The sequence below is a fragment of the Janthinobacterium sp. 1_2014MBL_MicDiv genome (assembly GCF_001865675.1).
Lineage (GTDB): Bacteria > Pseudomonadota > Gammaproteobacteria > Burkholderiales > Burkholderiaceae_D > Janthinobacterium.
On the sequence record NZ_CP011319.1, the window covers coordinates 3,661,247 to 3,679,252 of the forward strand.

Annotated in this window: 17 protein-coding genes and 2 tRNA genes; 7 read left to right on the top strand and 12 right to left on the bottom strand. The window is 63.9% G+C overall.

Going from position 1 to position 18,006, the window contains the following annotated elements; translation table 11 throughout:
* Positions 1-33: 33 nt before the first annotated feature.
* A complete protein-coding gene (locus tag YQ44_RS15785) occupies positions 34-1,845 on the top strand; it encodes a carbohydrate binding domain-containing protein (protein ID WP_071324203.1) in 1,812 nt (603 codons plus the stop codon).
* Positions 1,846-1,875: 30 nt separating this feature from the next.
* On the opposite strand, the gene YQ44_RS15790 is transcribed toward YQ44_RS15785, so the two are convergent.
* A complete protein-coding gene (locus YQ44_RS15790; protein WP_198043714.1) occupies positions 1,876-2,634 on the bottom strand; it encodes a nucleotidyltransferase domain-containing protein in 759 nt (252 codons plus the stop codon).
* A 124-nt stretch (positions 2,635-2,758) separates the two neighbouring features.
* Between YQ44_RS15790 and YQ44_RS15795 the strand changes: the two genes are divergently transcribed.
* Entirely contained in the window at positions 2,759-3,325 is a 567-nt protein-coding gene (locus YQ44_RS15795; protein WP_083411890.1) for a methylated-DNA--[protein]-cysteine S-methyltransferase, read from the top strand.
* Between the two features lie 63 nt (positions 3,326-3,388).
* Positions 3,389-3,763 (top strand): DUF1294 domain-containing protein, encoded by a 375-nt coding sequence (locus tag YQ44_RS15800; protein WP_071326541.1) that lies wholly within the window; start codon positions 3,389-3,391, stop codon positions 3,761-3,763.
* A gap of 16 nt (positions 3,764-3,779) precedes the next feature.
* Here YQ44_RS15800 and YQ44_RS15805 read toward each other — a convergent pair whose 3' ends face one another.
* Positions 3,780-4,499: a hypothetical protein gene (locus YQ44_RS15805; RefSeq protein ID WP_071326542.1), complete on the bottom strand. Its 720-nt coding sequence runs from the start codon at positions 4,497-4,499 to the stop codon at positions 3,780-3,782.
* A gap of 174 nt (positions 4,500-4,673) precedes the next feature.
* Between YQ44_RS15805 and YQ44_RS15810 the strand changes: the two genes are divergently transcribed.
* Complete coding sequence (locus YQ44_RS15810) at positions 4,674-4,853, top strand: hypothetical protein (RefSeq protein ID WP_071324205.1); 180 nt, start codon at positions 4,674-4,676, stop codon at positions 4,851-4,853.
* A 144-nt stretch (positions 4,854-4,997) separates the two neighbouring features.
* On the opposite strand, the gene cydX is transcribed toward YQ44_RS15810, so the two are convergent.
* The 5 genes from cydX to cydD all read right to left on the bottom strand — a co-directional run bounded on the left by cydX (position 4,998) and on the right by cydD (position 11,394).
* Positions 4,998-5,123: a cytochrome bd-I oxidase subunit CydX gene (cydX, locus tag YQ44_RS15815; protein WP_071324206.1), complete on the bottom strand. Its 126-nt coding sequence runs from the start codon at positions 5,121-5,123 to the stop codon at positions 4,998-5,000.
* Between the two features lie 22 nt (positions 5,124-5,145).
* Positions 5,146-6,300, bottom strand: a complete 1,155-nt coding sequence (cydB, locus tag YQ44_RS15820; RefSeq protein WP_071326543.1) for a cytochrome d ubiquinol oxidase subunit II — start codon at positions 6,298-6,300, stop codon at positions 5,146-5,148.
* 13 nt (positions 6,301-6,313) lie between these two features.
* Positions 6,314-7,891 (bottom strand): cytochrome ubiquinol oxidase subunit I, encoded by a 1,578-nt coding sequence (locus YQ44_RS15825; RefSeq protein WP_071324207.1) that lies wholly within the window; start codon positions 7,889-7,891, stop codon positions 6,314-6,316.
* A 111-nt stretch (positions 7,892-8,002) separates the two neighbouring features.
* Positions 8,003-9,685, bottom strand: a complete 1,683-nt coding sequence (locus YQ44_RS15830; protein ID WP_071324208.1) for an amino acid ABC transporter ATP-binding/permease protein — start codon at positions 9,683-9,685, stop codon at positions 8,003-8,005.
* A complete protein-coding gene (gene cydD / locus YQ44_RS15835) occupies positions 9,682-11,394 on the bottom strand; it encodes a thiol reductant ABC exporter subunit CydD (protein ID WP_071324209.1) in 1,713 nt (570 codons plus the stop codon). Before cydD ends, YQ44_RS15830 begins: the two co-directional genes overlap by 4 nt.
* 117 nt (positions 11,395-11,511) lie before the next feature.
* Here cydD and YQ44_RS15840 point away from each other — a divergent pair, with 117 nt between their 5' ends.
* The 3 genes from YQ44_RS15840 to YQ44_RS15850 all read left to right on the top strand — a co-directional run bounded on the left by YQ44_RS15840 (position 11,512) and on the right by YQ44_RS15850 (position 13,285).
* A complete protein-coding gene (locus YQ44_RS15840; protein ID WP_232250916.1) occupies positions 11,512-12,084 on the top strand; it encodes a GbsR/MarR family transcriptional regulator in 573 nt (190 codons plus the stop codon).
* A 291-nt stretch (positions 12,085-12,375) separates the two neighbouring features.
* Positions 12,376-12,942 (top strand): PEP-CTERM sorting domain-containing protein, encoded by a 567-nt coding sequence (locus YQ44_RS29565; RefSeq protein WP_232250917.1) that lies wholly within the window; start codon positions 12,376-12,378, stop codon positions 12,940-12,942.
* A 163-nt stretch (positions 12,943-13,105) separates the two neighbouring features.
* Positions 13,106-13,285, top strand: a complete 180-nt coding sequence (locus YQ44_RS15850) for a hypothetical protein (RefSeq protein WP_071324211.1) — start codon at positions 13,106-13,108, stop codon at positions 13,283-13,285.
* Positions 13,286-13,317: 32 nt separating this feature from the next.
* Here the strand turns inward: YQ44_RS15850 and YQ44_RS15855 are convergent.
* From YQ44_RS15855 to ftsH, 5 genes are all read right to left on the bottom strand, one after another.
* Positions 13,318-13,392: transfer RNA gene (locus tag YQ44_RS15855), tRNA-Arg, on the bottom strand.
* A 95-nt stretch (positions 13,393-13,487) separates the two neighbouring features.
* A tRNA-Pro gene (locus YQ44_RS15860) sits at positions 13,488-13,564 on the bottom strand.
* A gap of 171 nt (positions 13,565-13,735) precedes the next feature.
* Positions 13,736-15,073, bottom strand: coding sequence for a phosphoglucosamine mutase (glmM, locus tag YQ44_RS15865; protein ID WP_071324212.1), 1,338 nt, complete (start codon positions 15,071-15,073; stop codon positions 13,736-13,738).
* A gap of 41 nt (positions 15,074-15,114) precedes the next feature.
* Positions 15,115-15,948, bottom strand: coding sequence for a dihydropteroate synthase (gene folP / locus YQ44_RS15870; protein WP_071324213.1), 834 nt, complete (start codon positions 15,946-15,948; stop codon positions 15,115-15,117).
* A gap of 106 nt (positions 15,949-16,054) precedes the next feature.
* On the bottom strand, positions 16,055-17,935 hold the full coding sequence (gene ftsH, locus YQ44_RS15875) for an ATP-dependent zinc metalloprotease FtsH (protein ID WP_071324214.1): 1,881 nt from the start codon (positions 17,933-17,935) through the stop codon (positions 16,055-16,057).
* Between the last annotated feature and the right edge of the window lie 71 nt (positions 17,936-18,006).

Consider the following 18,006-nt stretch of genomic DNA (forward strand, 5'->3'; position numbering starts at 1 on the left):
GATATTATCAAAAATTTAAAACAGGGATCTCCGATGAACATGAACAGAACGACCATCTGGACGGCGCTGGCAATGGCATGCGCGACCGTGCTGCCCGTGCTTTCCGCAAGCGCGGCCACGCCCGCCTGCACGAACTGCTTTGAAAAACGCTGGATTTATTATGGCGGCAATATTACGGCGGCCGCTTCCACGGCCGACGCCAGTTTCAACAAGGTCATCGAACTGATTCATGTCGCCAAGGCGGAGGGGTATAACGGCATCGCCCTCAATGCGGGCGGCAGCGGTTCCTATGTGGCCATGCTCAATCCCGCCACCGCGGCCAGATATCCCCATTACTTCCCCAATTTTGCCCTCGTGGTGCAGGCGGCCAGGGATAACGGCATCGAATTGATACCGGTCGGCGGCGGCCCGGAAGTGCCCGTCAGCGCCGCGCCGGACTTGATCGAGGCCTTGCCGACCATCGACACGCCGTTCATCGTGCAAGACAGGCGCGCGGTGCCGGTCGGCCTGTCCGCCATCGACGACACCAGTTTTGAAAACAACAGCCCGGCATGGGAATTGTTTGAAAAAGCGGTCGGCAACACGGTCTATGACCATATAGGCGCGCATACGGGCCAGCGCTCGCTGAAGTTCAGCAAGGCGGGAAACAGCAATATGGCCCGCCTGCACCGCAAACTAAGCAATCTGCGGCCGAATACCGCCTACCGCGCATCGTTCTGGGTCAGGACGGAAAACTACAATCCGGACGCCGCCTTCAGGATACAGATCACCGATCCCACGGCAAAGGCGCCCATGTACGCGAATGCCAGCGCCGGCCTGGGCTGGGGTACGCAGCAGAACGGCGCCTGGAATGGCAGCGGCAACACATTGGCCAGCAACCAGGATTGGCAACAATATAATCTGGACTTCAATACGGGGAATAATCCCCTCACGTATTTGTACATCGGCAGCTGGAAGGCGGATCTGCTGCAAGCCGGCGCCGTCTGGCTCGATGATCTGGAAATCAGGCAGATCGGCCTGGCGCATACGATACGCCGCAATCCCGCCACCCTGCCCGTCACGGTCAAGTCGGAAGACGGCAGCATCACCTATGTGGAATCGCTCGATTACGTCGTTGGCGTGGAATCGCTGAGCCTGCCCGCGCAAAGCAGCATCGGCGAAGGGGCCACCCTGCGCGTATCGGCCTATCAGTCGGCGCAGAACATGACGTCCATGTGGGGCACGCCGGCCAGCGCCTGCTATCAGAAATTCTTCGACATCCAGAAACAGTACTACGACAATATCCACGGCCTGCTCGGCGGCCCGACGAAATTCTTCCTCTACTACGATGAAAACCGGGTATTCAACTGGGATCCGGCCTGCGGCAACGTCACGGCCGGCAAATACCTGGCAAATATGATCGAGAAGCACCAGGAAACCCTGCTGCAAGCGTATCCGAACCTGGAACTGTATGTGTGGAACGACATGTTCGACCCGAAGATGAACGCCATTGCCAAATACTGGGCCGTCAACGGCGACGCGAGCAATTCATGGGAAGGCTTGAAAACGAATACGGTTATCGTCAACTGGAGCGACGAAGGGACGGCCAAGCGCAAGGCGTCGCTGGAATTCTTCCATGGCCGCGGACACCGGCAAATGATCGCCGGCTACTATGACGACAGCGCCCTCGCCACCGGCAACGTGCACTCCTGGATGGAGGCGCTGGCGCAGGCGGAAAGCAATGGCGTGACGGGCGTCAACGGCTTCATGTACACGGCCTGGCGCGGCAATGCCGGCTATGCCGACGTCAAGGCCGTCGCCGACTACATCAAGCTGCATTATCCGCAGCGCTGGCCGCAGCAGTAAGTCCCCCTGGCGCGCCGGCGGCCGCCGCCTTTACTGCGGCGCGCTGCGCCAGTGCGCGGGCGCCGGCAGGCAGAAGCCATGCAGCAGGGGACCGCCGACGGGCGCCAGCATGGCGGCGCTCACGTGTTCGAAGGCACGCTGGCCGGCCGGCAAGTCGGCCGCCGCCAGGCGCAGCGCGCCGTCCAGCTGGCCGGCGATGGCGGCGTCAACCGCCTGCAGCCGGCGGAACAGATGCTTGCCGCCGCCGCTCCAGGCACCGGCCGCGCGCAGGTGCAGGTCGGCCAGCAGTTCGTACAGCTGGCAGGCCACGGCCAGCGCCTCGCCCGGGTGGGTGCTGTCAACCAGGTCTTCCAGCGCGGTGGTGATGGCGTAGCGCCGCCGCCGCAAGTTGTCCATATCGAGCACGGGCGGCCCGGACGCGTCGATGGTTTGCGCCAGCGCCAGCAACTGGGTGTAGTGCGGGCCGGACGCGACGATGTTTTCCCCTTCGGTCACCATGTTGACCAGCGGCACCGTGCCGCGCGGCGCATCGATTTCTTTACAGAAATATGTGAACGTGGCCACGTCATGCGCGAACAATTCCACCGTGCGCCCTTCGGACACGATGGTCGAGCGCCAGGCGCAATCGACATGTTCGAACAGCAGCAGCAAGTCGATATCGGACGTGGGCGTCTGCCGGCCCGTGGCAAACGAGCCGCCGATGATGGCCGCCACGGCCGTGGGATAGCGTTGCTGCACCAGCCGCACGGCTATCGCGCGGATGTCGTCGTAGGTAGGGATAGTCGTCAAGGCCAGCTTTCCGTGCAAAAAACGCTATCCTACACGCGATATGCAGCATGCCGCCATCCTGCTACACTGGCGCTCATCTCATTGACCACGGCCTGCGCCGCGGCGGCATGGACAAGGAACGACAATGGAAACCATATGTAAGGTGATACCCTCGCCCGTGGGCGAGCTGACCCTGGTGGCGCGCGGCGCGGACCTGGCCGCCATTTTGTGGGAAAACGACAAGCCGAACCGCGTGCGCCTGGGCGACATGCGCGTCGACGACAACTGTGCCGTGCTGCAGGAAACGGCGCGCCAGCTGGGCGAATATTTCGCCGGCACGCGCCAGCAGTTCGACGTGCCGCTCGATTTTGCCGGCACCACCTTCCAGCAGGAAGTGTGGCAGGCGCTGCTGACGATTCCCTATGGCCAGACGCGCAGCTATGGCGAGATCGCGCGCCAGATCGGCCGCCCCGCCGCCGTGCGCGCCGTGGGCGCCGCCAACGGCAAGAACCCCATTTCCATCATCGCTCCCTGCCACCGGGTCATCGGCGCCACGGGAGAATTGACGGGCTTTGCGGGCGGCTTGCATGCCAAGGAAACCTTGTTGGCGCTGGAAGGCATATCGCTGTCGAGCGACCGCGAAGCATTGAAGACGGGCCACGCCCGCCGCCGCGCCGTGCAGATTGATGCGGCGCAAGGCTGCCTGTTTTAGGTCGCCTGTTTTTTATCACGGATGGATGACCACGCCATCCGCTCCAGCAACCCTACCCCCACCATGCCTTATCTAGCCATCCTGCTGTTTGCCATCCTGTATTTACTGGCCACTTTCTTTTTCCACATCCCCGTCCTCGTCGCCCTCGTGTATGGCGTGCTGAGCCTGTGCTGCTTCATCGCCTATGCGCTCGACAAGGCCGCCGCCAGGGAAGGACGCTGGCGCACGTCGGAGCGCACCTTGCTGCTGCTGGGATTATGCTGCGGCTGGCCGGGCGCCGTGCTGGCGCAGCAATGGCTGCGCCACAAGTCCGGCAAGCGCGCGTTCCGCGTGCTGTTCTGGCTCAGCGTCGCCATCAATATCGCGGCCTTCGTGTACTGCAGCATGCATTATGCGGCGCCCGATATCGGCACGGAAGTCGCCCCCATCGAGCTGTAAGGCCGCGTCCGGCCCCTTATTCGCCCAGCAGGCGCAACGATTCCAGCCAGTCGGCCTTCCACTCGCGCAGCAGGGGCTGCGTGGCGAACGCCTTCTTCAGGTGCGCCATCGGCACGCGGTGCACGTCGTGCAGGCCGAACGCCAGGGTGACGGGATGCCATACATGGCTGTTCTTGCCGCCGCGCGAATTCTTGCGCACGCGCGCGCCATCGTCGCCAAAGATGCCGACGCCACTGGCGAGCCCCTGCTCCAGGTTCACTTTTCCCACGCCGGCAAAGGCAATCAGGATCTGTTCGCGGTCCAGGCCCTTCAAGGCGCTGGGCAAGACAAACGGCGCCTTGTCCGTTTCGGACTCGGCCGGCGGCGGCTGCAGCAGTTCCTTGACCAGACGCAACAGATCGCGCTCCTGGAAGTGCAAGCCGGCGTTGGACACGCGCATGCCCGGCGCCGGCAATTCGATGGGGATATTGCCGGAGTCGCGCGTCAGGCGCAACCGCACGTCGTCGGCGCCCGACGCCAGGTGCCGCTTGTCCTCGATGAAGACGACGGGCGCCGCATAGCGCGTGACGCCGTCATGGAACAGCTGCGCCCACGCATCGCTGTAATCGAGCCAGACATAGGGCAAGCCGCCCTGCTCGAGCAGGCGTGCCAGGGTCCACGGCGTGCCCGTCTGTTGCGCCAGCCAGGCGCAGGCTTCGGCAGCGGTGGCGCGGTATGGCAGGGATATGGTGGTCATGGCGGTTCCATCGATCAAAGTGGAGCGCAGTGTAGCAGACGCCGCCATGGCAGCCAAAGCCAGCGCATTGGGCGCGCCTTTTTCATGCGATGTGCTAGGCTGGATGCAGCTGCACATTTCTGCACGCGCCTGTGCCAGCCCGGCCGCATGGCGCACCATAGCGAGGGGAAGATCATGCAATCCAGCACCAACGCCGCCACCACGCCCGCCCCGCCACCGGAGCGCGATTCGCCCACGCCGGCCCGCGAAAGCCATGCCGAGGAAGCGCTCGATGAAGCACTGAAAGAAAGCTTTCCTGCCAGCGACCCGATCGCCATTGCCGTGCCGAAACCATCGAACAAGGCGCCGGCCTGACGGCCAGTCCTTCCAGCACCACACCAGCCACCGTTGCGGTGGCTTTTTTGTTGCTGGCGGAATCCGGCATCGAAGCAAAAAGCCCCGCCGGGCGGCGATGGTCTAGGCATCGCGCCGGGCGGGGCTCGTCAATCGCGAAGGCGATTAGTCGGACGTGTCGCGGTACTGCTCCGGCGTCGTGTCGCCGTCGGCTATTTCATACCACATCGCATTGAGCACGGCGAAGGTCGCCGCCAGAGGCAGGCCCAGTATCCAGGCGAAATACCACATAATTATTTCCTTTCGTTAATTCTTAGTAGGCGTGACCGCTGTCGTCTTCGATGGCCTTGCCGTCGACCTTGCCCCACAGCACTTTATATACCCAGGTCGTGTATGCCACGATCAGGGGAATGAAGATGGCCGTGACGACCAGCATGATGAACAGGGTCAGGTGGCTGGACGAGGAATCCCACACCGTCAGGCTGGCGCGCGGGTCGATCGACGAGGGCAGGATGAACGGGAACATGGCCGCACCCACGCCGAGGATGATGCCGGCGATGCCGGCCGCGCTGGCCAGCAGGGCGGGCACTTCGCGGCGCGCGCGCAGGAAGGCGAAGGCCAGCAAGGGCCCCAGCAAGCCCAGCGCAGGCGCGATCCAGATCCACGGATGGGCCGCGAAATTGTGGAACCAGGCGCCGACGTGCACTTCCGCCGTTTTCAGCAGCGGATTCGACGGTCCATCGACAACGATGGCGCTGGTGATGCGGTAGCCATCGACCCACAGCCACAGGGCCAAGCCGGCCAGCGCATACAGCGCCACGGTGGCAATGGCCGCCACGCTGCCGTAGCGGCGCGCGCGCTCGGCCACGGCGCCATCGGTTTTCACCTGCAACCAGGTCGCGCCATGCAGCACCAGCATGGCGACCGACACCAGGCCGCACAGCAAGGCGAATGGGTTGAGCAAGGCAAAGAAGCTACCGTCATAGAAGATGTGCATGTCCGGCGAGAAGCGGAACGGCACGCCTTGCAGCACGTTGCCGATGGCCACGCCGCAGATCAGGGCCGGCACGAAGCCGCCGACGAACAGGGCCGCGTCCCAGCGCGCGCGCCAGCGCGGATCTTCGCGCTTGCTGCGGAACTTGAAGGCCACGGGGCGCACGATCAGCGCCACGAGGATGACGAACATGGCCAGGTAAAAGCCCGAGAACGAGACGGCGTACAGCTGCGGCCAGGCGGCGAAGATGGCGCCGCCGCCGAGGATCAGCCATACCTGGTTGCCTTCCCAGACGGGCCCGATGCTGTTGATGACGACGCGGCGTTCGAGGTCCGTCTTGCCGACGAACGGCAGCAGGATACCCGTGCCGAGGTCGAAGCCGTCCGTGATGGCAAAGCCCACCAGCAGCACGCCGATCAGCAGCCACCAGATCAGGCGCAGTGTTTCATACGAAATCATTTCATGCAAAATCATGGTCTGGCCCTCCTTAGGCGCGTTGAGTACGAGTGGCTGCGGCAGCTGGCGCGGGGGCCGGCGCATGCTCTTCCGGCCCCTTGCGTATGGCCTTGAGCAACAGCTTCATTTCGATAATCAACAGCACGGTGTAGATGGCGGCAAAGCCGGCGATCGTGAGCAGCAAGGTCGTCGCGCCCAGGTTGGAGACCGCCACGGCCGTCGGCAGCACGCCTTCGATGACCCACGGCTGGCGGCCCACTTCGGCCACGATCCAGCCGGCCTCAATGGCCACCCACGGCAGCGGGATGGCGAACACGGCCACTTTCAGCAGCCAGCGGTGCTTGTCCAGCGTGCGGCGCGTCGACAGCACGAAGAAAGTGCCAGTCAACAAGATAAAGAACATGCCCAGGCCCACCATCACGCGGAAGGACCAGAACAGGGGCGCCACAGGCGGCACGGTGTCGAGCGCGGCCTTGCGGATCTGCGCGTCCGTCGCCTGGCGCGGATCGTCCACGTAACGCTTCAGCAGCAAGGCATAGCCCATGGACTGGCCTTTCGACTCGAACACGTCCTTCGCCTCTTGCGGCACCGGGCCGCCCGGGGCCACGCCACGGATGGTTTGCAGCGCGTCATACGCCTTGATGCCGTCGCGTATCAGCAGTTCGCCGCGGTCGACCAGCTGCTCGATGCCGGGGATTTCCGTCGTCAGCGAACGCGTGCCGATCAAGCCCATGACCATCGGGATGTGCACGGCGTAATGCGTCTCGCGCGCTTCCTGGTCGGGGAAGCCGATGGCCGTGAAGGCGGCCGGGGCCGGCTCCGTGGTCCACATCGCTTCGATGGCGGCCAGCTTCATCTTCTGGTGTTCGGACGACAGGTAGCCGCTTTCGTCACCGAGCACCACCACCGACAGCGAGGCGGCCAGGCCGAACGAGGCGGCCACCGTCATCGAGCGCTTGGCCAGCTGCACGTGGCGGCCCTTCAGCAGATACCAGGCGGAAATGCCCAGCACGAAGATCGACGCTGCCGTATAGCCGGCCGACACCGTGTGCACGAATTTCGCCTGCGCCACGGGATTGGTCAGCACGGCGCCGAAGTCGCTCACTTCCATGCGCATGGTTTGCGGATTGAAGGCGGCGCCGACGGGATTTTGCATCCAGCCGTTGGCGATCAGAATCCACAGGGCCGAGAAATTCGAGCCGATGGCCACCAGCCAGGTGGTGATCAGGTGGCCCCGCTTCGACAGCTTGTCCCAGCCGAAGAAGAACAGGCCGACGAAGGTCGCCTCCAGGAAGAAGGCCATCAACCCTTCGATGGCCAGCGGCGCGCCGAAGATATCGCCCACATAATGGCTGTAATAGCTCCAGTTCATGCCGAACTGAAATTCCATGACGATGCCGGTGGCCACGCCCATGGCGAAGTTGATGCCGAACAAGACACCCCAGAACTTGGTCATGTCGCGCCAGATGGGGCGGTTCGTCATCACGTACACGGTCTCCATGATGGCGAGGATGACTGACAGGCCGAGCGTCAGCGGAACGAATATAAAGTGGTACAGGGCTGTCAGTGCAAACTGCAGTCTGGATAAAGCGACAATATCGAAGTCCATATGATTTCCTTGGTGTTTCCCTACTGTAATTGTAAACTTGGTATCAACATGATGCTGTTTCGATTGGCATGCTTGTTGTAATGAAGTCAGCCGCTACGTCCGGCATCTGCATCAATCTCCGCGCAAGCCGGCCAACGCCGCCGCGAAACCGTCCGTGCCCCGCTGCAGCTGCTCGACGATGCGCCCGTCGCGGATGCGGATCAAACGGTCGGCCAGCGCCGCTTCGCGCCGCAAGTGGGTTGCGATCAGCAAGCTGCGCCCTTCGCAGCGCGCGCGCAGGCGCTGCAGGACGTCGCCCGCCGTCTGCGCATTCAGGGCCTCGGTGGCCTCGTCCAGCAGCCACAAGGTCGACTCGTGCAGGAACAGCCGCGCCAGGGCCAGCCGGCGCGCCTGGCCGCCGGACAAGCCCAGTCCCCCTTCCCCCAGCATGGTGTCGAGGCCGCCCGCAAACGCGCGCACCTCGTCCTCCAGGCCGGCCGCCTGCAGCGCTTCCCACAGGCGCGCGTCGCTGGCGGACGGATCGGCCAGGCGCAGGTTGTCGCGCAGGCTGTCCTGGAACAGTTCCGTCTTCTGCGTGAACAGGCAGGCGCGCGGCGCATGCACCTTGCCCGACAGCGGCGCCAGTTCGCGCGCGGCGATGGCCAGCAAAGTGGACTTGCCGGCGCCGCTGGGGCCGATCAAGGCCACGCGTTCGCCGTCCGCGATATGCAGCGATACGTCATGCAAGATGGCAACATTGCTGCCCGCATGCGCGGCGCTGACGTGTTCCAGGCGCAAGCCAGGCGCCGTGTCAACAGGCGCCGCCGCCACCGCGTGATGACCGAGGCGCGGCGCCAGGCGGCGCATGGCCAGCAGCATGCGCCCTGCTTCCAGCGCGCCGCGGCGCAGGCCGGCAAATGGCTCGACGGCCGTCAGCGCGACCAGCAGGGCCAGCGCCGCGGCCGGCATGCTCAGCGCCTGCTGCTCCACCAGCGCGGCCACGGCCAACAGCATGCCGGCCAGGGTCAGGCTGCCTGCCACGCCGTAGGCGGCGCCGGCCGCCGTGTCCAGCTTCAGCAAGGCCACGTCGGCTTGCGCCAGCGACCGGTCGATCTGCGCCAGCGCCTGGCACTGGGCGTCGATACGGCCCGCCATCACCAGGTCCGTCTGCCCCGCCACCAGGTCGATGGCGCCCGAACGCAGCCTTTCGATGGCGCGCGAACGCACGATGGCGGGACGGCGCGCGCCGCGCACGACGCGCCAGCCGATGCCGCCGCCGGCGGCCAGCAGCCAGGCGGCCAGGCCGAGGCCCAGTTGCCACTGCATCACGCCCAGCGCCACGCCGGCCAGCAAGGCCGCGCACAGGGCGGAGAAAGCGGGTACCAGCAGGCGCAGGTACAGCGACTCGAGCGCGTCGATATCGGCCGTCAGGCGGAACAGCAGCTTGGCGGGCTGGCGCAACAGGCGGCTGGCCGCCTCGGGGCGCGACCAGCCGCGAAACAGCTGCACGCGGATGCTGGCCAGCGCGGCGAACGTGGCGTCATGCGTGACGAGACGCTCCGCATAGCGCGAACCCGTGCGGCCGATGGCCAGCAGGCGGATGCCGGCCGACGGGCCGAACACATCGAACACGATGGCCGTCGAGGCATGCAGGCCGGCGACCGAGGTGGCCGTGATGAACCAGCCGGACAAGCCCAGCAACGCCATGCCGGCCACCACCGTCAGGGCCGCCAGCAAGGCGCCCCCGATCAGCTTGCCGGGCTGGGCCAGCAGCAATTGCCGCAGGACGGGATGCCATATGCGGGAAGTTGTCATGCGCGCGCCTCTGCCTTCTGCGCCAGGGAGCGGGCCGGCGCATCGACGCGCACCGTGCGCTGCAGCCGGCTGGCCAGCACGGGGTCATGCGTGGCGACGATCAGGGTCTTGCCCCTGGCCAGGAGCAGCAGGGCATCCGTGACGCGCGCCGCCGTTTCGCTGTCCAGGTGCGCCGTCGGTTCATCGACGAGCAGCAAGTCCGCATGCGGATGCAAGGCCACGCGGGCCAGCGCCAGGCGCACGGCTTCGCCGCCCGACAGGCCCTGGCCGCCATCGCTGAGCATGACGGCCGGCTGCGCCTGCGCCACGGCGGCCAGGTCGGCCAGGTGCAGCGCCTGCGTCACTTTTGCCTGCGTCGCAACGGCGCTGGCATCGGTGCGGCCCAGCGTGACATTCTGGCTGACGGACGCGGCAAACACGTGCGGACGCTGGCCCATCCAGGCCATGCGCTGGCGCAAGGTATTGACGGTGCTGTCGTTCAGGCGCACGCCGCCGATGCGGATCTCGCCGCCGCTGGCGGGCAGCAGGCCGGCCAGCAGCGACAGCAAGGTGGTCTTGCCGGCGCCGCTGGCACCCAGCAGGGCCACGTGCTCGCCGGCGCGCACGCTCAAGTCGAACTGCGCGAACACGGGCGCTTCGCCCGGGTGGGCAAAGCGCAGTTGATGGATGTCCACGGCGGGCGGCGCGGCCACCGCCATGGCGGCGGCGGAAACGGCGGCAACCGCCACGTCGGCGCCGGGCAAGGGCATGCCGCCCTCGGCCAGGTCATGCAAGCCGGCTAGGCCAGCCTCGCCGGCCGCCTTGTCGTGCCAGACGGCGGCCAGTTCGCGCAGCGGCTCGAAAAAGGCGGGCGCCAGCAAGAGGATGAACATGCCCTGCGCCAGGCTCAGCTCCCTGCCCCAGGTGCCGAAATGGATGCTGCCCAACAGGGAAAAACCGATGAAGGCGGCCACCATGGCCACGCCCAGCGCGGAAAACAGTTCCAGCACGGCGGACGACAGGAAGGCGATGCGCAGCACCACCATCGTGCGGCGGCGCACGGATTGCGACGATGCTTCCAGCCGTTCGGCCGTGGCGTCGACGGCATCGAGCGCGCGCAGGGTGGCCAGGCCGCGCAGGCGGTCCAGCAGGAAAGCGTTCATGCCGCCCATTTCCACCATCTGCGCGCGGCTGGCCGCCTGCGCGCCCATGCCCACCAGGGCCATGAAGACGGGAATCAGCGGCGCGGCGATCATGAGGATCAGCGCGGCGATCCACGACAGGGGCGCCACCACGGCCAGGATCACGAGCGGCACGAGCATCACTTTCCAGCGCGCGGGTTTGTAGCGCACCAGGTAGGGCACGATCGCTTCGGCCTGCTCGGCGATGACGCTGGCCGCCTGGCCCGACTGGGCCCGCTGGCGGTCCAGCGGCGAGCGCCGCGCCAGCGCCAGCGCCACCTGCGCGCGCAGGGCCGACAGGTGTGCGCGCGCCGCCGCATACATGCGCCGCGCGCCCCACGCTTCGCCCCAGGCCCGCAACACGCCCAGCAGCAGCACGCCGGCCGCCGGCGCCAGCGCGGCGCGCCAGCCGGCGCCGTCGAGCATGGCTTGCAGGGCCCAGGCCAGCAAGGCCGATTGCGGCAACCACAGCAAGGCGGCGCCGCCTTGCACCAGGCTGGCGACACGGGGAAGGATAAAGCGGGGCAAGGACAGTGGCGTGATAGGCATCTCTATACTTTTTGAGTTTTCAGAATTTTCTGTAAATTCGATTTTTTGTATAATACTGCGAAACATGACATATATCAATTGACCCTGCGGGTGTGGCGTGAAAAAATTCAGATAATTATGAAAACTCAAAATATCCACATGACGCCGCTGATCCTGACCTTCGTCAGCCATTTTGGCGAGATGGGCAGCCGCTGGGGCTTTAACCGCACGGTGGGTCAAGTGTACGCCTTGTTGTTTGTCGCAGAGCATCCTTTGCACGCGGACGAAATCGCGGAACACCTGAGTTTTTCGCGCTCGAACGTCAGCATCGGCCTGAAGGAATTGCAGGGCTGGGGCCTGATCCGCCAGTCACGCATTCCCGGCGACCGGCGCGAATATTTTTCCTCGCTGGGCGACGTGTGGCAAATCTTCCGCGTGGTGGCCGCCGAGCGCCGCCGCCGCGAAGTGGCGCCCACCCTGACGGTGCTGCGCGAATCGCTGCTGGCGCCGGCCACGGAACCCGTGGACCAGTATGCGCAGGAGCGCATGCGCGAAATGTATGAACTGGTCGACCTGGCCAACACCTGGTTCGACGACTTGCAGCGCCTGTCGCCCGAATCGATGGCGCAACTGATGAAAATGGGCGCCAAGGTACAGAAGCTGCTCAATGCCAAGGATCGCCTGTTTGGCGTCAGCAACAGCAGCGATTAACCCCCGCCATCCCTCCTCTCCCCTTCGCCCGGCACGCCATCGCGCCCGCCGCGGCGCCCCGTCACGCCAGCCTCGTCCGGCCCAGCGCCCTCCGTATCCTGGCGTACATAGCCGCACGCGATATTATCAACTTAACCAATAGTATTATTTAAATTGTATTAATTTAAATCAAACCTAAGCTGGCTTATGCGTACTCACGCACAGGGCAACCGGGCGACAGGATGAACTCCTCGACAGGAAGGAGCGCGCCTGGCTACGGTGAAATAACTGCAACAAAAAAAGGGGATTTTCATGAAAAGCATAAAGAGCATTGCCATCCGGGCATCCATGCTGGCCGCCGTGACGGCGCTGGCTGGCGCGGCACAGGCTGCCACCTGGGTGGACGTGGGACCGGCCAGCGGTTTCGTCATCGGCGGCAGCACCGTCACCTACACGCCGTCGCCGGCGCTGATGGTGAAATACTATGACGACAATCTCACGCCGCAAAGCCCGTCCGATATCCAGGGCTATATCAACGGCGTCTTTGGCACCAGCCTGGGCGCCGCCGTTTCGTATTGCGACAATGCCACATCGGGCTGCACGGCCGGCACCACGGCGGGCCTGAGCGGCGGCGTCAATTCCTATACGAGCGCGGCCGCCTATGACTACCTGGCCATCCATTTCGGCCAGGGCGAACTGGTGTTCCACTGGGCCGCCCCTGTCGCCGCCGGCACCACCTTCACGGTAGCGGGCCTGCCGAAAGACCTGAGCAATTACCGCGCCTACGTTTCCGCCATTCCGGAACCGGAAACCTATGCCATGCTGCTGGCAGGTCTGGGCCTGCTGGGCTTCCTGGCGCGCCGTCGCCAGGGGCAATAAGTATGCGCAACGCGGCAACGGCGCGCTCGCGCCGGCTGCCGCCTTCGCGCCGCCCGCGCCCATTGTTTACGCCCCGTTTGCGGCGCGCACGCGACTCTTTACACCGTGTTTAGACCAGGCTCGCTATGCTCGATGGCATCAACCATCTCGCAGGGGAGCAAGCATGCACGAACCACCATTCCAGCCACGCGCGCGCGGCGTGCTCCGCCAGCACTTGCCCATACGCGAACGGCTGCGCCTGGCGCGCCTGGCCAGCAGGAAAATGCTGTCGCTGGGCTCCGCGCTGCTGTGCGCGCTGCCACTGCTGTATTTACTGAGTGAGGTATTGTGTGCGCAGCCATGAACCGGTGCGCAGAGAAAGGGCCAGTATGGAACTGGTCCGCCCAGAGGGAATCGAACCCCCATTCACGGTTTAGAAGACCGTTGTCCTATCCGTTGAACGATGGGCGGAAAGGTGCAGTATTTTAATGCATGCGCGCCAGCAATGGAAATAGCGGCGCGGAATAGAAAACGGGCTGTCATTTCTGACAGCCCGCTTATGACTTTGGTCGGAGTACAAGGATTCGAACCTTGGACCCCCTGGTCCCAAACCAGGTGCGCTACCGGGCTGCGCCACACTCCGAAGACAAGATAATAACGCCCCTACCCAATTTCGTCAATTGCCATAGACAAATTAGATGGAAATAACTATCGCTCCCGCTTGGGGCGCTTGCCGAGAACGTTCAGGGCGAGGCGCGCGGCCGAAGACAGTACGCCAGTACGGCAAGGCAGTGCAACGCCGCCCCGGGCGTTTTCAGCTGGCGACCTTGTCGGCGATGCGGCGCGCCATGCTCTCCGCCTTGGCCGCATCCTTGGCCTCCACCATCACGCGGATCAGCGGCTCCGTGCCCGAAGCGCGGATCAGCACGCGGCCCGTGTCGCCCAGCTCCGCTTCCACCAGCTCCTTCTCGGCCACCATGGCGGCGTTCTTTTGCCAGTCGAAGCCTGGGGCCACGCGCAGGTTGATCAGGGTTTGCGGGAACAGCACCAGTTCGGCCAGGCATTGCTGCAGGCTCTGGCCGCTGCGCTTGAGCGCGGACAACACTTGCAGCGAAGACACGATACCGTCGCCCGTCGTGTGCTTGTCCAGGCACAGCAGATGCCCCGAACCTTCGCCGCCGAGCAGCCAACCCTTTTCCTTCATGATTTCCAGCACATAGCGGTCGCCCACCTTGGCGCGCGCAAAACCGATGCCCTGTTCCTTGAACAGCACTTCCAGCGCCATATTGGTCATCAACGTACCCACGGCGCCAGCCACGGGGCCCGTCGCCAGGCGGTCCTTGACCATGACATACAACAACTCGTCGCCGTTATACAAACGGCCCGTGGCGTCGCACATGATCAGGCGGTCCGCGTCGCCGTCGAGCGCGATGCCCAGGTCGGCGCCATGCTCGATGACGGCTTCGGTCATGGCTTTCGTTGCCGTGGCGCCAAAGCCCGCATTGATGTTGAAGCCATCGGGCTTGTTGCCGATGGAAATGACTTCCGCACCCAGTTCATGGAAGACGTGCGGCGCGATATGGTAGGCGGCACCGTGCGCGCAATCGACGACGATCTTCAAGCCGCGCAAGTCCAGTTCGTTCGGGAAGGTGCTCTTGCAAAACTCGATGTAGCGCCCCTGGGCATCGTCGAGGCGCTTGGCGCGGCCCAGCTTGTCCGAGGGCACGCAAGCCATGGGGGCGTCGAGCGCCGCTTCGATTTCCAGCTCCACGCTGTCGGGCAGCTTGGTGCCCTGGCCGGAAAAGAACTTGATGCCATTGTCCTGATACGGGTTGTGCGAAGCGGAAATGACCACGCCAGCCGCCAGGCGCAGCGCGCGCGTCAGGTAGGCAATCGCCGGGGTCGGCATGGGACCGGCCAGCATCACATCCACGCCGGCCGCCGACAGGCCCGCCTCCAGCGCCGCTTCCAGCATGTAGCCGGAAATACGCGTATCCTTGCCGATCAGCACGGTTGGACGCACCTTGCTGCCCTGCGACTTGGCCAGCACCGTCCCGGCAGCGTAACCGAGGCGCATGACAAAGTCGGGCGTGATCGGAGCAACACCTACCAGGCCACGGATGCCATCGGTACCAAAATATTTACGCGTCATAGTATTTCTCTTCTTGTTGTTTATAATGAAATTTTACAGGTTCAGTGCGCCATGCGCCACACCTTCAGTGCATCGGTGGTTTCAGCCACATCATGCACACGGATGATTTCTGCGCCTTGCGCTACCGCAGCAAGCGCCCCGGCAAGGCTGCCGGCCAGGCGCTGCTCGACGGCACGGCCCGTGACGGCGCCTATCATCGACTTGCGCGACAGGCCAGCCAGCACGGGCAAGCCCAGCTCGCTGCGCAACTGGCGCGTGGCGCGCAGCAAGGCATAGTTCTGCTCCACCGTCTTGCCGAAACCGAAGCCGGGGTCGATGCACAGGCGCTCGCGCTCGATGCCGGCCGCCGTCATCGTCTCGACGCGCTCGTGCAGGAAGGCGATGACTTCGCGCACCACGTCCTCATACTGCGGCTGGATTTGCATGGTTTCCGGCACGCTTTGCATGTGCATGATGCACAGCGCGCAATCGCTATCCTTCACGGCATCGATGGCGCCTGGCGCGCGAAAACCGTTGATATCGTTGATCATGTCGGCGCCGGCCAGGATGGCTTCGCGCATCACTTCCGGCTTGTAGGTATCGACGGAGAGCGGCTTGCCGCAGTCGCGCAAGGCATACAGCACCGGCATGACGCGCTGCAACTCGTCCTGCAGCGGCAGCGGCGGCGCGCCGGGACGACTCGATTCGCCGCCGATATCGATGATGTCTGCACCGTCAAGTATCATCTGCTCGGCGCGCGACAGGGCGAATTCCAGGTGTTGATACTGGCCCGCGTCGGAAAACGAATCGGGCGTGACGTTCAGGATGCCCATCACCAGCGCCTGCGTGCCCTGCAGGTTGAAGCCGAAACGGCCGAATTGCAAATAGTGTCGCATGTAACTCTTTTTTATCATCAGGAAAAAACTGCTGCGGCAACGAAAAAGGGCAAGGATTGCTCCTTACCCTTCTTATTGCATGCCACCGGTGAGGGGGCTGCAGCTATCAGGCTGGCGCCGTCGCGTTCGGCGAGATGCCGCCCGCGCCATTGTCGCCCGCATTGCGGCGTGGCGGAATGACTTTTGGCGGACGCGGCTCGAGGCCGGCCATGATGTCGTTGATTTGCTCTGCGTCAATGGTTTCCCATTCCAGCAAGGCCTTGGTCATCACTTCCACCTTGTCACGGTTCTCTTCCAACAACTTGCGCGACAGCGCATATTGCTTGTCGAGAATGTTGCGGATTTCAGCATCGACCTTTTGCTGGGTCGCTTCCGAGATCGTCTTGGTGGCGCCGCCGAAGAAACCTTCGTTTTCGCTGTCTTCGTAGACCATCACGCCCATGCTGTCGGACATGCCGAAGCGGGTCACCATGGAACGGGCCAGCTTGGTGGCGCGCGAGAAGTCGTTCGATGCACCGGTGGACATCTGTCCCACGAAAATCTCTTCGGCGATACGGCCGCCGAACAGGATGGAAATTTCTTCCAGCATCTTGTCCTTGTAAGCGGACAGGTTATCGTGTTCCGGCAGCTGCCACGTCAGGCCCAGGGCCCAGCCGCGCGGCATGATCGTCACTTTATGCACGGGATCGGCTTTCGGCAGCAATTTGGCGACGACTGCGTGACCGGACTCATGGTAAGCCGTATTGCGACGCTCTTCCTCGCGGATGATCATCGATTTACGCTCTGGACCCATGTAGATCTTGTCTTTCGCATCTTCGAAATCAGCCATTTCCACCAGGCGCTTGCTGCGGCGGGCGGCAAACAGGGCTGCCTCGTTGACCAGGTTGGCCAGGTCGGCGCCCGAGAAACCAGGGGTGCCGCGGGCCAGGATATCGGCTTTCACGTCGGTGCCGATAGGCACTTTACGCATGTGCACGTTCAAGATCTGTTCGCGGCCGCGGATATCGGGCAAGCCGACGGAGACCTGGCGGTCGAAACGGCCTGGACGCAGCAGCGCTTTATCGAGCACATCGGCGCGGTTGGTGGCGGCCACGACGATCACGCCGGAGTTCGCTTCAAAACCGTCCATCTCGACCAGCAACTGGTTCAAGGTCTGTTCGCGCTCGTCATTGCCGCCGCCCATGCCGGCGCCACGGTGACGGCCGACAGCGTCGATCTCGTCGATGAAGATGATGCACGGCGAGTGTTTCTTGGCGTTTTCAAACATGTCGCGCACGCGGGACGCGCCCACGCCGACGAACATTTCCACGAAGTCGGAACCGGAAATCGAGAAGAACGGCACCTTGGCTTCGCCGGCGATGGCGCGCGCCAGCAGGGTTTTACCCGTGCCCGGAGGACCGACCATCAGCACGCCGCGTGGGATGCGGCCGCCCAGTTTCTGGAATTTGCTTGGATCCTTGAGGAAGTCGACCACTTCGTTGACTTCTTCTTTCGCTTCGTCGCAACCGGCGACGTCGGCGAAGGTGACGGTGTTGCTGGCTTCATCCATCATGCGCGCCTTCGACTTGCCGAACGAGAATGCCCCGCCCTTGCCGCCGCCTTGCATCTGACGCATGAAGAATACCCAGACGCCGATCAACAGCAGCATGGGGAACCAGGAAACGAAAATTTGTTGCAGGAACGACGCTTCCTCAGGCGGACGCACGTCGAAATGCACGCCATTGTCGCGCAAGTCGCCGATCAGGCCCTTGTCGAGGCTGGTGGCGGTGGTACGCACCTTGGTGTCGTCCATCAGCTTGGCGGTGATCGACGAACCTTCGATCACGACATCCTTGACGCGCTTGGCTTTGACTTCATCCAGCAAATCGGAATAAGCGATGGCCTTGCTGCCGCCTGTGGCGCCATGACTGTCGAATTGCTTGAACAGCATGAACAACAGCAGCAATACGACTACCCAGATGGCAGATTTGGAAAACATGTTATTCACGAAGACTCCTTGGATGCAGTGCGCATCTCTTTACCTATAGCTAGAAACACGATTTTACTCGCAATAAGCGG

Bases quoted from the DNA above. Each gene is read 5' to 3' on its own strand.
- YQ44_RS15785 (WP_071324203.1), top strand. From the start codon at position 34: ATGAACATGAACAGAACGACCATCTGGACGGCGCTGGCAATGGCATGC.
- YQ44_RS15795 (WP_083411890.1), top strand. From the start codon at position 2,759: ATGGAAACCATATGTAAGGTGATACCCTCGCCCGTGGGCGAGCTGACC.
- YQ44_RS15800 (WP_071326541.1), top strand. From the start codon at position 3,389: ATGCCTTATCTAGCCATCCTGCTGTTTGCCATCCTGTATTTACTGGCC.
- YQ44_RS15805 (WP_071326542.1), bottom strand. From the start codon at position 4,499: ATGACCACCATATCCCTGCCATACCGCGCCACCGCTGCCGAAGCCTGC.
- YQ44_RS15810 (WP_071324205.1), top strand. From the start codon at position 4,674: ATGCAATCCAGCACCAACGCCGCCACCACGCCCGCCCCGCCACCGGAG.
- cydX (WP_071324206.1), bottom strand. From the start codon at position 5,123: ATGTGGTATTTCGCCTGGATACTGGGCCTGCCTCTGGCGGCGACCTTC.
- cydB (WP_071326543.1), bottom strand. From the start codon at position 6,300: ATGATTTTGCATGAAATGATTTCGTATGAAACACTGCGCCTGATCTGG.
- YQ44_RS15825 (WP_071324207.1), bottom strand. From the start codon at position 7,891: ATGGACTTCGATATTGTCGCTTTATCCAGACTGCAGTTTGCACTGACA.
- YQ44_RS15830 (WP_071324208.1), bottom strand. From the start codon at position 9,685: ATGACAACTTCCCGCATATGGCATCCCGTCCTGCGGCAATTGCTGCTG.
- cydD (WP_071324209.1), bottom strand. From the start codon at position 11,394: ATGCCTATCACGCCACTGTCCTTGCCCCGCTTTATCCTTCCCCGTGTC.
- YQ44_RS15840 (WP_232250916.1), top strand. From the start codon at position 11,512: ATGAAAACTCAAAATATCCACATGACGCCGCTGATCCTGACCTTCGTC.
- YQ44_RS29565 (WP_232250917.1), top strand. From the start codon at position 12,376: ATGAAAAGCATAAAGAGCATTGCCATCCGGGCATCCATGCTGGCCGCC.
- YQ44_RS15850 (WP_071324211.1), top strand. From the start codon at position 13,106: ATGCACGAACCACCATTCCAGCCACGCGCGCGCGGCGTGCTCCGCCAG.
- glmM (WP_071324212.1), bottom strand. From the start codon at position 15,073: ATGACGCGTAAATATTTTGGTACCGATGGCATCCGTGGCCTGGTAGGT.
- folP (WP_071324213.1), bottom strand. From the start codon at position 15,948: ATGCGACACTATTTGCAATTCGGCCGTTTCGGCTTCAACCTGCAGGGC.